Origin of the sequence: Rubrivivax gelatinosus IL144 (genome assembly GCF_000284255.1) — a bacterium.
In the GTDB taxonomy this organism is placed as follows: domain Bacteria; phylum Pseudomonadota; class Gammaproteobacteria; order Burkholderiales; family Burkholderiaceae_C; genus Rubrivivax; species Rubrivivax gelatinosus_A.
Map to the genome: position 1 here is coordinate 4161778 of NC_017075.1, position 14995 is coordinate 4176772.

Genomic DNA, 14995 nt, shown 5'->3' on the forward strand with positions numbered 1-14995 from the left:
GCACTTCACCACCATCGCGCGCTTCGTCTAGCGCCTGGCCGAGCCCATTGCCGAGGTCTTCCAGTGGGTGCTGCTGGTCTGCGACGCGCAGTGGCTCATCGGCCGGCAGATGTTTGCCATCGACGGCGTCAAGCTGCCCGGGAACGCGAGCAAGCGCCACAGCGGCACGCGCTCGGAGCTGGCCCAGCGCGCAGCCAAGATGCAGGACGCAGCGCAGGCGATGCTGCGCCGCCATCAGGCCGCGGATGACGCCCCGGAGCCGACGCTGCCGGTGCGCGAGCAGCGTCACATCCAGAAGCTGGCGCACGAGGCCCAGCGCATCACGCGCTTCCTGGCCGAGCACCGCCACGACAAGACCGGCGCACGCGGCGCCGTGCGCAAGAGCAACGTCACCGACAACGACTCGGCCAAGATGGCCACCGACAAGGGTGTCATCCAGGGCTACTGCGGCGTGGCGACGGTGGACGCCGAGCATCAGGTCATCGTCGACGCCCAGGCCCACGGCACGGGCTCCGAGCAGGCGCTGCTGCTGCCGGCGGTGCGCGCCGCGCAGGCGCACATGAGCGCGGACACCGTCGTCACCGCCGACGCGGGCTACCACTCGGAGAGCAACCTGAAGGCGCTGGCCGAGATGGGCGTCGACGCTGTCATCGCCGACAACCAGCGCCGCCAGCGCGACCCGCGGCTGGCCGACCAGGGCAAGCACCGCACGGGGGTCGACCCGCTGCACGCAAGACCCGCAAGCCGGGCAAGACCGTGCTCTTCAGGCCCGAGGACTTCCGCCACGACGCGCTGCGCCGCTGCTGCACCTGCCCGGCGGGGCACACGGCGCAAGGCGGCCACGAGGCGCAGCAGCGGGGCTATGTCTCGCTGAGCTACCGCTTCCAGGCCGCGCAGTGCGGGCCGTGTGCGCTGCGCGGCCAGTGCCTGAGGAAACCCGAGACGACCGCAGCGCGGCAGGTGGCGTTCTTCCAGGCCAACACCGGCAGCGCGCACGCGTACACCCAGCGCATGCGCGCGCTCATCGACAGCGAGGCCGGGCGCGAACTGTACGACCGGCGCATGGGCACGGTAGAGCCGGTCTTCGCCAACCTGCGCCACAACAAGGGGCTGCGCCGCTTCACGCTGCGCGGAGAGACCAAGGTCGACGCCCAGTTCAAGCTCTTCTGCCTGGTGCACAACGTCGAGAAGCTGGCCAAGGCGGAGTACGGGACGGGGTGAAGACGCTGGGCGAAGCCCTTCTCAGGGCTCGCGGGCGGCGACAGCCGCGATAACAGGGCTCGGAGTCGATTTCGGCAGCTTGATCGGAGGAAACGGCTTTGCCAACAGAAACAGCGCCTGAAGAAGCGCCGTTTTGTGTTGGGGCTGCAAAACAGGGTTTTGCTACAGCTTCAACGATTGAACTCAGCGGCAGCCGTAGCCGGTCCGCGGGAATGATGGGCTAGATCTTCGGCGCACTACGAGAGGGCCGCGAACAGCTTGAAAAAACCTCCAGCAATGTTCGCAACAGACGACGCGTAGAGTAAACAAACCAACAGAATCGACAGCTCCAGGAAGGCAAACTGCGCAAACGACGTCACCTTTGGCTCCTTGAAGACTAGCAACTGCTTGAGTCCTTGCCGTGGGAGTTGATAGATGAGCTCCTCAAATTGAAGATTTCTAAAAACTCGGATGACGGCAAAGGGAACAGCCACAAGAAATAGCACAACAGAGAGAGCTTGAAGCAGTGAAGCTGATTTATCCAATCCCGGAACGACATTCTTGGAAAATACGCTTGCAGATGAAACCAGCGCAACCTGAAGAAAGAACGCTAGCCCGAGCAGCGTGACACCCCAGGACCCAAGAACGACTGCGATGCGCACACTGCGCTTCCGATAGACAGGTGGCAGCTTACTGTAAGACCGCTGAGACTCAATGAATATCAGGAGAAAGAAGGCCGTAACGACGGTTAACGCCCAATCGAAGTAGGCGACACCGGTTTTGGTAACAAAAAAAGCCCCGACTAAAGCCACTGCGCGGGACAGCACCTTCCATGAAAATCGCTTGTCTTCAGACAAGCTCGTCCAAATTGATTCTGTTAGGCCTAAGCATCTGCGCATGTTGACTTGAAGATCTAACGAACGAAAGGGACATCCCCATAGCGTCCCACCCGCCCGAGGTTATCCCTCAGGCACAGACGGCCGCCCGGTACGACGATGGGGTTGCGAAATCTCATCCTCCACCCGGCTGACGCAAGGAGATGTCCATGACGATTCTGTTTCTCGGCATCGATCTGGCCAAGAACGTGTTTGCCCTGCACGGTGTCGACGAGCGCGGCAAACCTGCGCTGGTGCGCCCGGCCGTGCGTCGCGACCAGTTGCTCGAAGCGGTGGCCAAGTTGCCGCCGTGCACCATCGACATGAAAGCCTGCTCGGGCGCGCACCACTGGGCGCGCCGCTTCCAGGAGTTCGGCCACACGGTGCGGCTGATGGCGCCCAAGTTCGTCGTGCCCGCCCGGATGAGCGGGCGCCGCGGCAAGAACGACGCGGCCGACGCGGCCGCGATCTGCGAGGCGTTGCAGCGCCCAGCGATGCGCTTCGTGCCGGTCAAGTCAACGCAGGCGCAGTCGCGCCTGGCGGTGCATACGGCGCGCCAGGGCTGGGTGTGCGCCCGCACGGCGGTCATCAACCGCCTGCGCGGCGTGCTCAGCGAGTTCGGCATCGTGCTGCCGCTCAAAGCCGCCACGGTGCGCAGCCGCGCCGGCGAGCAGCTCGACACCGTGCCCGGCTGGGTGCAGACCGTGTGCCGCGACCTGCTGGCCGAACTGCAGCGCCTGGACGAGCGCGTGGCCGCGTACGACGAGCACATCCGGCTGATGGCCCAGGCCGACGACCGCGCCCGCGCTCTCATGGTCATGCCCGGCATCGGCCCGACCACCGCCAGCGCGCTGCTGGCCAGCATCGGCTACGGCCACGACTTCGCCAACGGCCGCCAGCTCGCCGCCTGGATGGGCTTGGCACCCGACCAGTACAGCTCGGGCGGCAAGAACCGGCTCGGGCGCATCACCAAGGCCGGCGACGCCTACCTGCGCACGCTGTTCATCATGGGAGCGCGCGCCGTGCTGGCCGCCGCAGCCAACAAGCACGACCGGCTGAGCCGCTGGGCCACCGCGCTGGCCGAGCGCCGCGGCTATTGGAAGGCCGTGGTCGCCATCGCCGCCAAGAACGTGCGCATGGCCTGGGCGATGCTCGCCAAGGGCGAAGAGTTCAAGCCCATGGCCTGAACACAAGCCGCGCCGCCCAAGCCAACCGCCAACCTCATCGGAGAAAGGCGCCCTCGAATCCGTTTCTGCCACCGCGTGACGCCTGCGTTGATGGATCAAGGTTGGACCTGCGCGGGGAGTGCTCGTTTAACTCCAGGCGGCGCCAGTGATGGCGACCGCGGCTAACGAATGGCCCTTGCAGGCCGCGCCGGGCCAGTAGCCCGGCCCCTCGTGTGGTGCAGGCCGGCCACCGGCCGCCCTGCGTCCGAACTCGGCCCCCGCGCGAATCTTTCATCAGGGCCCGCGGCATCGAACGCTGCATCAAAGGCCGGTTGTAGTTGCGCAGTCCGCACCTTGGTTCTTTTGCCGTCAGGTGGCGCAATGGCAGCACACCGTCGAAGTACCTTGATGAATCGGTGATCGATTCATCAAGGATTCGTTTTGCTTGAAAGACGGGGATGCCCTTGTAGCCGTGGTTAACCGGCACCGGAGCACGAAGCACGGAGGGCACCAACATAAGTCATGAGAATGCCGAAGGCATGGCTTATGTTGGCGTTCGCGTTTAACCGCCAGTTAGGCCAGGCTGCCGACTTTCAGTGGTGTGCATCGCTAGTTCCACTCCTCCCGCTTGCCAATTCATTTGTGAAGGCGGTTACGGGTTTCGAAGACGTAAGCCATTTCGTGGCCTGACTGCCAATGCTTCATATCATGGCGCTTCTCAGCGACGTTTAGCGCCACCTTGCCCAACTCAATTGCGGCGGCGCTAAGGAGTCCAACCTCTATGCCGCCAAAAAAGCCGGCTAGAACACCAGCGCCAGCAGAAGCTTGAAGTGACTTGGCATCTAGCAGCATGCCAAGAGAGGAGGTGAGCGTAGTGAAGCCAAATTTTTTGGTGGTTAGCTCGTAGTCTTCGACTCGACGAAGCAGATCGTCCTCGATGAAGGTGGCGGGTTTGCCTTGAAAGTCCTCGTGCAGAAAGAGGCGCAGACGAGCCAACTTCCTCCGCGATGTGTCGTCCTTGCGAACGTCTAGGATTTGACGCCAGTCAGCAGAGGCTGCATCGATCAACTGCAGGTTTGAGAGCATCAGACTTGGATCGGCTTCATTCCCGCCTACAGCGGTAGGTAGGGCGACGGAGAAGTTCTGTACGCCAAGCGCATTGGCGTATTCGCTAAGTGCTTGGCGTATTGGTGCTCCGCCATTAATGTGGGCGTCCGATAGGTACGCAGTTAGTAGCTTCTGGTGCTCTTCTTGCGGGTCATGCTGCTTTTCGCCACGCGGGTCCGGCGCCCACAATTGCGCATATGGAGATACCTTCTTTGCGAACTCAACCCACTTGTCTGCAGTGAATTCCATGACCCGAGTGGCATGGCTATAGGTAACCGTATTTCCCTCGACTCCATCTATTAGGTGCGAAAGCGCAGCTGACGGAATAGACTCGGGGTAGCCGACGAGAATGTCGCCGATATCCGGGTCACCCTGCATCCGCCCCATATTGAGTGGCAGGACTTGGTCAAAGTACAACGCTGCTTCCTTGAAGTTCTGAAAGCAAAGAATTGCGCTGCTGCGGCGATACATAATTTATTTTGGTGTAGAGGCCTAACGTTCAAATTAACAGGCGCTGCGCGGCTTCATCGCGCAGCGTCCTGTTGACTGCCGGGTTGGGCGCGACGGGCCTCCGCTAGCGCAGCTTTAACATCGCTTGCATATAGCTCGAAGCCAGTCTTCCCATCGAATAGCATGGCGCACATGTCTTGAAACCGCGTGTCTGGTGCTGTTGTGGCCACTGGCACAAACTTCATTGCCGTTTCACCGAACTTGAACAGACGCGCAGGGAACACCTTCATGAAGTTCGGAGTATTCGGGCTTGCCTTGCTTAACTGCCGCGCCTTAGGTATCCCCATGAATGCAAGGCAAGTCCGGACCTCTGGGGACACGACATCATCAAGGGTTCCGGTTGTGAGCGTTTCAGCGTAGCTGCAAATGACTTCGGGAAGGTATCTTTCTTCACCTTCCGAGTACGGTTGAAGCCTAATCGCGACATCAACGATGAAGTAAGGTGGAGCCACCACCCAGGCATGTGCCGCAGTGAATTGTCCAGCGTCGACAGACCAGAAAAACTTAGGTGCGATTTTGGCTTCTCTTGGAAACTCGATGGTCAAAGAACCTTTCACAACAAAGTTCCAGATGCCTTCCATTTCAAGTGCGCGAGATATCATCCCTGAAATGTCGACACATGCACCAAGACGCCCATTTGCCTTTAGGTGTTCATGAAATACACGAGCAACGATAGGCACGGTCTGCCTGACGTGTTCATCATAGGCAGGAGTGCGCTGACGATCGTGAACGTATCTGGCGTAGTTGTTTAGGTAGCACGGGTTAGCTCTTTCGACTTCCATGAAATTCGGATGATCGTAAAAGCCCGGAGAATCAAGAGGGACTCGGCGAGCCAGGAAGTCACGTTCGATCTCAGCAAATGGTGCGTCGAAGTTTGTCATGGTAGTAGTTAAGCCCAACCACTGTTATATGCAGCACCCAGACGCCGCATAACAAATCCAACGCTCGCGTAACAGAAACCCTGGACGACAACTCAAGCCCTTGTCGCGCTTAAGATTTCCGTCGCCGAGCAATCTTCTCCACAGGCGTAAAAAGACGCCGAAAACGGCGTCGGCCGCGCACGATTCTGAGCCGCCCGATCATGGCCGCCAAGCCCACCGCCCGTCTTCGGGGGGAGGCCGCCAACCCGAGCGAACAAACCCCGCCCCGGCCTGCCGCGGACGCCGGGTGGCCGGTGGAGTGAAGTAAAGGAGGAGGCCCGGCGCAGCCGGGCCGGGGGACATGAACGGAACCGGCCACCCGGTGGCCGCGGCATGCGCAGGCGGTGGCGCACTCGGCCAGCCGAGCGCAGCCTGGCTCAAGCCATCAAGAGAATGGAGCGGCGATTAACGACGACGTCGGCGCCGTCTCAGCAGTGGTGCCAGAAGCGGTGCGAGCAGCGGCAGCCGTTGCCGCCTACGCCGCCGCCAGCCCGCCCCAAGCTCAGCGCTTGCGCCCCTTCGCCACCGAGCCCGGCTTTCCACCGCCGCCCACCGCCGGCCGCACACGCGCCGATCCGGCCGACGCAGAGGCCGACGACGCCGGCCTGCCACCAGCCCCCCGCCCCGGCGCCGCGCCCCGCGCAGCCGCGCCACCCGCCACTCCCGCGGATGGCCCCCGCCCGCACGGCAACCCCGCCCGCGGCGGCAGCCCCGTGTGCTGGGTCAGCACCGTGCCCTTGGACGGCGTGCTGTTCTTGCGCCGCGCGCTCTGGTAGCTGCCGTCGGTGGCGGGCTGGTAGGTCGGGATCAGGTGGTGCTTGCCGTTGCCGATCAGGTCGGCACGGCCCATTTCCTTCAGCGCCTCGCGCAGCAGCGGCCAGTTGTTCGGGTCGTGCCAGCGCAGGAAGGCCTTGTGCAGCCGGCGGCGGCGTTCGCCGCGCACCACGTCCACGCGTTCGCCCCGTTCGTCGCGGTGCACGCCCTTCAGCGGGTTCAGGCCCGAGTGGTACATCGCCGTCGCGGTGGCCATCGGGCTGGGGTAGAAGGTCTGCACCTGGTCGGCCTTGAAGCCGTTCTGCTTGAGCCACAGCGCGAGGTTCATCATGTCCTCGTCGGTGGTGCCCGGGTGCGCGGCGATGAAGTACGGGATCAGGTACTGCTTCTTGCCCGCCTCGGCGCTGAACTGGTCGAACAGCTGCTTGAAGCGGTCGTAGCTGCCGATGCCCGGCTTCATCATCTTGGACAGCGGCCCGCGCTCGGTGTGCTCGGGTGCGATCTTCAGATAGCCGCCGACGTGGTGCGACACCAGCTCGCGCGTGTACTCCAGGCTCTTCACCGCCAGGTCGTAGCGCAGGCCCGAGCCGATCAGCACCTTCTTGATGCCCGGCAGCGCACGCACGCGGCGGTAGATCTTGACCAGCGGGCCGTGGTCAGTGCGCAGGTTCTGGCAGATGTCGGGGTAGACGCAGCTCGGCTTGCGGCAGGCGGCCTCGATCTCGGGGCTCTTGCAGCCCAGGCGGTACATGTTGGCCGTCGGCCCGCCCAGGTCGCTGACGACACCGGTGAAGCCCGGCATCGTGCGCATCTGCTCGACCTCGCGCACGATGCTGTCGGCGCTGCGGCTCTGGATGATGCGGCCCTCGTGCTCGGTGATCGAGCAGAAGGTGCAGCCGCCGAAGCAGCCGCGCATGATGTTCACGCTGAAGCGGATCATCTCCCAGGCCGGGATCTTGGTCGCGCCGTCGTGGCGGCCGAACTCGTCGGCGTAGCGCGGGTGCGGGCTGCGCGCGTACGGCAGGTCGAAGACGTGGTCCATCTCCGGCATGCCCAGCGGCAGCGGCGGCGGGTTGATCCAGACGTCGCGCTCGCCGTGGCGCTGCACCAGCGCGCGCGCGTTGCCGGGGTTGGTCTCCAGATGCAGCACGCGGCTGGCATGGGCGTAGAGCACCGGGTCGGCCTTGACCTGCTCGTACGAGGGCATGCGGATCACCGTGCGGTCGCGCGGCGGCGGTGCCGGGCGCGCCGCGCGGCGCGGCACGATGGCGATCGGCTGCTCGGAGACAGCGGCCGCGGCCGCCGCCGGTGCGGCCGGCTCGGCGTCGATGACGGTCGGGTCGGCGACCTCGGGGCCTTCGATCGCGTTGCCGCCGGCATGGTCGGGCGGCTCGTAGGGGTTGGGCAGCGCGTCGACGCGGCCCGGCAGGTCGACCTCGCTGGAGTCGATCTCGATGAAGCCCTGCGGCGCGAAGCCGCCGCGCACCAGGAAGGCGGTGCCGCGGATGTCGGTCATCGTCTCGATGGGCTCGCGCCGCGCCAGGCGGTGGGCGATCTCGACGATGGCGCGCTCGGCGTTGCCGTAGACCAGCAGGTCGGCCTTGCTGTCGGCGAGGATCGAGCGCCGCACCTTGTCCTGCCAGTAGTCGTAGTGGGCGACGCGGCGCAGGCTGGCCTCGATGCCGCCAATGACCACCGGCACGTCCTTGTAGGCCTGCTGGCAGCGCTGGGTGTAGACCAGCGTCGCGCGGTCGGGGCGCTTGCCGGCCGCGGCGCCGGCCGTGTAGGCGTCGTCGCTGCGGATGCGGCGGTCGGCCGTGTAGTGGTTGATCATCGAATCCATGTTCCCGGCGGCGATGCCGAAGAACAGGTTCGGCCGGCCCAGCGCCTGGAAGGACTCGACGGCGTTCCACTCGGGCTGCGGGATGATGCCGACGCGGAAGCCCTGCGCCTCCAGCACGCGGCCGATGACGGCCATGCCGAAGCTCGGGTGGTCGACGTAGGCGTCGCCGGTGACGATGACGATGTCGCAGGAGTCCCAGCCGAGCGCCTCCATCTCCCGCCGCGTGGTCGGCAGGAAGGGCGCGGGGCCGAAACGCTTGGCCCAGAACGGCTTGTAGCCGGTGAGGGCGCGCGCCGGGCGCGGCGGAGTGAGGGCGTGGGACACGGCGTGCTCTCGGGTGGGGACAACGGGGCGAACCGGCGATTGTCGCCGCGGCGGGGTCGCCCGGGTGGCGGCAGGGCTGCCGCGCGGCGGCGGGGGCCGCGGTCCGTGGCATCCGTCGCAGGACGCAATGGCGATTTGCGCGAATGCTCAAGTCGCGGCGCGGCGCCGTCGATAGGCCGGCGATGGACGCTTACTGGCCCCCACTGCTTGCCGCCGCACTGGTGTTCGCGGTGTTCAGCGTCGCCGCGGCCTGGTGGCACCGGCGCCGCGTCGCCCATCTGAAGAAGCTGCTCGCCGATTCGGAAGACTCGCGTTTCGAGGCCGAGGCCGAAGCGCGCGACCTCAAGCGCCGCCTGCACACCGGCCCGTCGGCGGTGGTGCACGACCTGGCCGAACGCCGCGCCGCGCTGGAACGCGCGCTGGCGCCCCAGGAGGCCACCCGCACCGGCACCGACGCCGGCTGGGCCGAGACGCAGCCGATGTCGCTGACGCCGGAACAGCAGGGTTTCGCGCCGACGCAGCCGATGCCGGAGCCGCCGCCGCGCTAGCCGCGCGCGGCCTCAGCCGGCCACCGCCGCCGCCTCGTCGGCGTCGTCCTCGCCGAGGAAACCGCCGCTCTGGTGCGCCCACAGCCGCGCGTACAGGCCGCCGGCGGCCAGCAGGCTGCGGTGGTCGCCGACTTCGACGATGCGGCCGCGGTCCATCACCACCAGCCGGTCCATGGCCGCGATCGTCGACAGCCGGTGCGCGATCGCGACCACCGTCTTGCCTTCCATCAGCTTGTACAGGCTGTCCTGGATCGCCGCCTCGACCTCGCTGTCCAGCGCGCTGGTGGCTTCGTCGAGCAGCAGGATCGGCGCGTCCTTCAGCATCACGCGCGCGATCGCGATGCGCTGGCGCTGCCCGCCCGAGAGCTTGACGCCGCGTTCGCCGACGTGGGCGTCGTAGCCCTGGCGGCCCTTGGCGTCGGCCAGGCCGGCGATGAACTCGGCGGCGGCGGCACGTTCGGCGGCGCGGTGCATGTCCTCGTCGCCGGCGTCGGGCCGGCCGTAGAGGATGTTGTCGCGCACCGAGCGGTGCAGCAGCGAGGTGTCCTGCGTGACCATGCCGATCGCCGCGCGCAGGCTGGTCTGGGTGACGCCGGCGATGTCCTGGCCGTCGATCAGGATGCGGCCGCCGTCGATGTCGTACAGCCGCAGCAGCAGGTTCACCACCGTGCTCTTGCCGGCGCCGGAGCGGCCGACGAGGCCGATCTTCTCGCCCGGGCGGATGACGAGGTCGAAGTCGTCGAGCACCGGCTTGCGCGCGTCGTAGGCGAAGCGCACGCGCTCGAAGCGGACCTCGCCGCGCGACACCTCCAGCGGCTTCGCCTCGGGCTTGTCGAGCACGCTGCGCGCCTTGGACAGCGTGCCCATGCCGTCGTGCACCGTGCCGATGTGCTCGAAGAGCTGCGCCATCTCCCACATCACCCAGTGCGAGATGCCGTTCAGGCGGAAGGCCATCGCCGTGGCCGCGGCCACCGCGCCCACGCCAACCTGGCCTTGCGACCACAGCCACAGGCAGACGCCGGCGGTCGAGGCGACGAGGCCCACGCTCAGCGCCTGGTTGGCGATCTCGAAGCCGCTGACCAGCCGCATCTGGCCGTGCACCGTGCCCATGAACTCCTGCATCGCGCTGCGTGCGTAGCGCGCCTCGCGCTGGGCGTGCGAGAACAGCTTGACGGTGCCGATGTTGGTGTAGGCGTCGGTGATGCGCCCGGTCATCAGCGAGCGTGCGTCGGCCTGCTGCTGGCCGACCTTGCCCAGCCGCGGCACGAAGAACATCAGGCAGCCGATGTAGCACAGCAGCCAGCCGGCGAAGGGCAGCACCAGCCACAGGTCGAAGCCGCCGACGATGCCGACCAGCGTCGCGAAGTAGATCAGCACGTAGACCAGGATGTCGGCGAAGATCATCCAGGTGTCGCGCACCGCCAGCGCGGTCTGCATCACCTTGGTGGCGATGCGGCCGGCGAACTCGTCCTGGTAGAAGCCCATGCTCTGCTCGAGCATCTGGCGGTGGAAGTTCCAGCGCAGCCGCATCGGGAAGTTGCCGAACAGCGCCTGGTACTTGACCAGCGCCTGCACGCCGGCGAGCACGATGCTGCCCAGCAGCACGCCGCCCAGCAGCATCAGCGTGCGCCCTTCCTGCTGCCACAGCCGGCCGGGCTCGACCTTGGCGAGCACGTCGACGACGTGGGCCATCATGCTGAACAGCGCCGCCTCGAAGGCGCCGATGCCGGCGGTGAGGATCGTCAGCGCGAGCAGCAGCCCGCGCATGCCACGCGAGCATTCCCAGAGGAAGGCGATGAAAGTCTTGGGCGGCGTGGGCGGCAGCGCATCCGGATAGGGATGCACCAGCCGTTCGAAACGCTGGAACACGGCGGGTCTCCAAGGCGCCTGGTGGGCGCGGCCGCGGCGGCGCGACGGGCCGGCGGCAAAGGCGGCCGGGTCGGCCGCGGGGCTGGCGATTATGGGCAAGCCGCGTGACACGCGCCGCGAGTGCCCGCTGCAGACGCGGGGGTGACAGCGCCAGGCGGCTCTGGGGCGATCTCTCCAATCGTGCTGGCTAAGATCGTCCGACAAGCACAACACCGGAGACAAGCGTGTACGACTACCTCATCGTCGGCGGGGGGTCGGCGGGCTGCGTGCTCGCCGCGCGCCTGTCCGAAGACCCCGGCGTGCGCGTCGCGCTGCTGGAAGCCGGCGAGCCCGATCGCAGCGCGCTGATCCACTGCCCCGCCGGCATCGCGCTGATGGCGCGCACCGGCCAGGCCAACTGGGCCTTCGAGACAGTCGCCCAGGCCGGGCTGGGCGGCCGCGCCGGCTACCAGCCGCGTGGCAAGGTGCTCGGCGGCTCCAGCTCCATCAACGCGATGATCTACATCCGCGGCCAGCACGAGGACTACGACGGCTGGGCCGCCGAGGGCAACCCGGGCTGGGGCTGGGCCGACGTGCTGCCGTACTTCCGCAAGTCCGAGCACAACGAACGCGGCGCCGACGCCTGGCACGGCGCCGACGGCCCGCTCAACGTGATGGACCTGCCCGAGCCCAACCCCTGGTCGGAGCGTTTCGTCGAGGCCGGGCGCCAGGCCGGCTTCGTCGAGAACCGCGACTTCAACGGCGAGCGCCAGGAAGGCGTCGGGATGTACCAGGTGACGCACCGCGGCGGCGAACGCTTCAGCGCCGCCAAGGCCTATCTGACGCCGGCGCTCGGTCGGCCCAACCTGGAAGTGATCACCGGCGCGCAGGCGCTGAAGGTGGTGCTGGAAGGCAGGCGCGCCACCGGCGTCGAGGTCCTGCAAGGCGGTGCGCGGCGCGTGCTGTCGGCGCGGCGCGAGGTCATCCTCTCGGCCGGCGCGCTGCAGTCGCCGCAGTTGCTGCTGCTGTCGGGCATCGGCCCGGGCGCCGAGCTGCAGGCGCAGGGCCTGCAGGTCGTGCACGAGCTGCCCGGTGTCGGCCGCCATCTTCACGACCACCCCGACGTCGTGCTGCTGGTCGACGCGCCGGGCGCGGCCGAGACGGTGGGCGTGTCGCTCGGCGGCGCGCTGCGCGTGCTGGGCGGCGTGCAGCAGTGGCGCCGCCAGCGCCGCGGCATGCTGACGACCAACTTCGCCGAGTCGGGCGCCTTTTTGCGCACGCGCGCCGACGAGACGCGGCCCGACGTGCAGCTGCACTTCGTCATCGGCAAGCTGGTGGACCACGGCCGGCGCACGGTCTGGGGCCACGGCTGGTCGGCGCACGTCTGCGTGCTGCGGCCCAGAAGCCGCGGCCGCGTGACGCTGCTGAGCGCCGACCCGCTGGCGCCGCCGCGCATCGACCCCGGCTTCCTGAACGACCCCGACGACCTGCGCCGGCTGATGGCCGGCGTGCGGCTGACGCAGCGCATCCTCGAGCAGCCGGCACTCGCCGGCGGCGGGCGGACCGCGGTGGCCGGGCTGGACGACGCCGCGCTGGAGCGCTGGGTTCGCCAGCGCGCCGACACCATCTACCATCCGGTCGGCAGCTGCCGCATGGGGCCGGGCCCGGGCGACGTCGTCGACGCCGAGCTCAAGGTCAAGGGGATCGTGGGCCTGCGGGTTGCCGACGCTTCGATCATGCCGAACATCGTTTCAGGAAACACCAACGCCCCGACCCTCATGATCGGCGAGAAAGCCGCCGATCTCGTGCGCCGCGCCGCCGCGCTCGCGTGATGCGGCTGTCGGTGCTGGACCAGTCGCCGGCGGTGGCCGGCCGCGGCGAGGACGAGGCCATCCGCGCCAGCGTCGCGCTGGCCGAACACGCCGAGGCCCTGGGCTACGAACGTTTCTGGGTCAGCGAACACCACAACCTCGAGGCGCTGGTCGGCACCGCGCCCGAAGTGCTGCTGGCCGCCGCCGCGGCGCGCACACGCCGCATCCGCCTGGGCAGCGCCGGCGTCATGCTGCCGCACTACGCGCCGCTGAAGGTGGCCGAGCAGTTCCGCGTGCTCGACGCGCTGGCGCCGGGCCGCATCGACCTGGGTGTCGGCCGCGCCCCGGGCGGCGACCTGCGCACCGCCGCGGCGCTGAACCCCAACGCGGCGCTGGCCGCCGAGAGCTTCCCGCAGCAGGTCGCCGAGCTGCAGGCCTGGGTGGGCGGCGCGCGCCACGGCGGCATCGTCGCGCACCCGCGTGCGCCGGCCGGCGCCGGGGTCGCGCGCACGCCGGAGGTCTGGATCCTCGGCAGCTCGACCTACGGCGCGCAGCTCGCCGCCCAGCTCGGCCTGCCCTACGCCTTCGCCTACTTCTTCTCCGACGGCCAAGGCGTCGAAGCCGCGCTGGACCTATACCGCGGCCTGTACCGGCCGAGCGAACGCCACCCCAAGCCCGAGGCCACGATCTGCGTCTGGGCGCTGGCCGCCGACGACGGCGAGACCGCGCGCCAGCAGGCGCTGCCGCGTGAACGCTGGTGGCTGGACCGCCGCCGCGGCCGCATCGCGCCGCTGCAGTCGCCCGAGGAGGTGGCGCTGGCCGGCTTCACGCCCGACGAGCTGGCGCTGCTGGCCGGCGCACGCGAGCAGGCGCTGGTGGGCAGCGCCGCCGAGGTCGGCGCGCGGCTGCGCGCGCTGGCCTCGCGGCTGGCGCTGGACCACGTCGTCGTCAACACCTGGACCTACGACGAAGCCGTGCGCCGGCGCTCCTACGCCTTGCTGGCCGCCGAGTTCGGGCTGGCGGGCTCGCCCCAGGCGTTCTCGTAGACCGCGTCCTGCCAGGGGCGGCGCGAGCGCCAGCCTTCGATCTCCAGCATCGGCGCCGGGTAGAAGGCCTCGACCGGCCCCAGGCAGAGGATGGCCAGCGGCATCGCGCCGGCCGGCATCGCCAGCAGCTCGGCCAGCGGCTGCGGCTCGAACATCGACACCCAGCCCAGGCCCAGGTTCTCGACGCGCGCGGCCAGCCAGAGGTTCTGGATCGAGCAGGCCAGCGAGCAGACGACCATCTCGCGCGGCATCGTGCGCCGGCCGAAGACCGTGCCGTCGTCGGGCGGCAGCGCGGCGACCAGCAGCTCGGCGCATTCGCGGATGCCTTCGACCTTCAGGCGCAGGAACTCGGCGGCGCGTTCGCCCATCGCGTCGGCGGTGGCGTCGCGCTCGCGGGCGACCAGCGCGGCGATCGCTTCGCGGCGCGCCGGGTCGCTGATGCGCAGGTAGCGCCAGGGCTGCATCATGCCCACCGAAGGCGCGTGGTGCGCCGCCTGCAGCAGGCGCTGCAGGGTCTCGGGCGTGATGTGTTCGCCGCGGCGGAAGTGGCGCATGTCGCGCCGCCCGGCCAGCAGGCGCTGCAGCCGGCGGGCGTCGGCCGGGCCGTAGTGTTCGCCGCCGGGGGCGGCCGGCGCCGCGGCCGGCGCGGCTTCGTAGTGCCGCGACAGGCGCACCGTCTCGCCGACGACCAGCGTGCCGGCGCCGGCGGCCAGCGACGCCAGGCCGGTGGCGACGACGGCCTCGCCGTCGATGCGCGCGGCCGGGGTGTCGGCGGCCAGCCCGTGGCGTTGCAGCTCGGCGGCGATGCGCGCCGCCTGCGGGCCGCCGTCGGCGAAGACGCACGTCTGGCCCGGCTCGGCCAGCGCCGACCAGTCGGCCGTGTCCAGCGCCCCGGCGTCCAGCAGCACGCAGCGCGAGGCCAGCTCCGGCGCGGTCAGCGGGATGCCCGCGGCAAACACCGCGGCCAGGGCCGGCGGCAGGCCGGCGCAGGCGGGATCGGGACGGATTTCGGAGCAGGACATC

The 14995-nt window shown here is 68.2% G+C and carries 12 protein-coding genes; 6 read left to right on the forward strand and 6 right to left on the reverse strand.

Annotated elements, in window-relative coordinates; translation table 11 throughout:
• The first annotated feature begins 67 nt into the window (after positions 1-67).
• The gene (locus RGE_RS24455; RefSeq protein WP_198408832.1) at positions 68-874 is read left to right on the forward strand and encodes a transposase; all 807 of its coding nucleotides are present in this window, start codon (positions 68-70) and stop codon (positions 872-874) included.
• Positions 757-1221 (forward strand): transposase, encoded by a 465-nt coding sequence (locus RGE_RS24460; protein ID WP_198408833.1) that lies wholly within the window; start codon positions 757-759, stop codon positions 1219-1221. Before RGE_RS24455 ends, RGE_RS24460 begins: the two co-directional genes overlap by 118 nt.
• A gap of 236 nt (positions 1222-1457) precedes the next feature.
• Here RGE_RS24460 and RGE_RS24155 read toward each other — a convergent pair whose 3' ends face one another.
• On the reverse strand, positions 1458-2057 hold the full coding sequence (locus RGE_RS24155) for a hypothetical protein (protein WP_148280239.1): 600 nt from the start codon (positions 2055-2057) through the stop codon (positions 1458-1460).
• Positions 2058-2245: 188 nt separating this feature from the next.
• Between RGE_RS24155 and RGE_RS18960 the strand changes: the two genes are divergently transcribed.
• Positions 2246-3262, forward strand: a complete 1017-nt coding sequence (locus tag RGE_RS18960) for an IS110 family RNA-guided transposase (protein ID WP_014427406.1) — start codon at positions 2246-2248, stop codon at positions 3260-3262.
• Between the two features lie 615 nt (positions 3263-3877).
• On the opposite strand, the gene RGE_RS24160 is transcribed toward RGE_RS18960, so the two are convergent.
• The 3 genes from RGE_RS24160 to RGE_RS18965 all read right to left on the reverse strand — a co-directional run bounded on the left by RGE_RS24160 (position 3878) and on the right by RGE_RS18965 (position 8719).
• The gene (locus tag RGE_RS24160) at positions 3878-4819 is read right to left on the reverse strand and encodes a hypothetical protein (protein ID WP_148280240.1); all 942 of its coding nucleotides are present in this window, start codon (positions 4817-4819) and stop codon (positions 3878-3880) included.
• Between the two features lie 53 nt (positions 4820-4872).
• On the reverse strand, positions 4873-5739 hold the full coding sequence (locus RGE_RS24165) for a hypothetical protein (protein WP_014430071.1): 867 nt from the start codon (positions 5737-5739) through the stop codon (positions 4873-4875).
• 541 nt (positions 5740-6280) lie between these two features.
• Complete coding sequence (locus RGE_RS18965; protein ID WP_014430072.1) at positions 6281-8719, reverse strand: YgiQ family radical SAM protein; 2439 nt, start codon at positions 8717-8719, stop codon at positions 6281-6283.
• 182 nt (positions 8720-8901) lie between these two features.
• Between RGE_RS18965 and RGE_RS18970 the strand changes: the two genes are divergently transcribed.
• Positions 8902-9267 (forward strand): hypothetical protein, encoded by a 366-nt coding sequence (locus tag RGE_RS18970; RefSeq protein WP_232504957.1) that lies wholly within the window; start codon positions 8902-8904, stop codon positions 9265-9267.
• A gap of 12 nt (positions 9268-9279) precedes the next feature.
• Here RGE_RS18970 and RGE_RS18975 read toward each other — a convergent pair whose 3' ends face one another.
• Positions 9280-11136, reverse strand: a complete 1857-nt coding sequence (locus RGE_RS18975; protein WP_014430074.1) for an ABC transporter ATP-binding protein — start codon at positions 11134-11136, stop codon at positions 9280-9282.
• Positions 11137-11360: 224 nt separating this feature from the next.
• On the opposite strand from RGE_RS18975, the gene RGE_RS18980 reads away from it, so the two are divergent.
• Entirely contained in the window at positions 11361-12947 is a 1587-nt protein-coding gene (locus RGE_RS18980; protein WP_014430075.1) for a GMC family oxidoreductase, read from the forward strand.
• Positions 12947-13972 carry an LLM class flavin-dependent oxidoreductase gene (locus RGE_RS18985; protein WP_014430076.1) on the forward strand — a complete coding sequence of 342 codons (1026 nt, stop codon included), beginning with the start codon at positions 12947-12949 and terminating at the stop codon, positions 13970-13972. The genes RGE_RS18980 and RGE_RS18985 overlap by 1 nt, the downstream gene beginning before the upstream one ends.
• Here the strand turns inward: RGE_RS18985 and bluB are convergent.
• Positions 13915-14994, reverse strand: coding sequence for a 5,6-dimethylbenzimidazole synthase (bluB, locus tag RGE_RS24465; RefSeq protein ID WP_014430077.1), 1080 nt, complete (start codon positions 14992-14994; stop codon positions 13915-13917). The genes RGE_RS18985 and bluB overlap by 58 nt on opposite strands.
• Position 14995 lies beyond the last annotated feature (1 nt).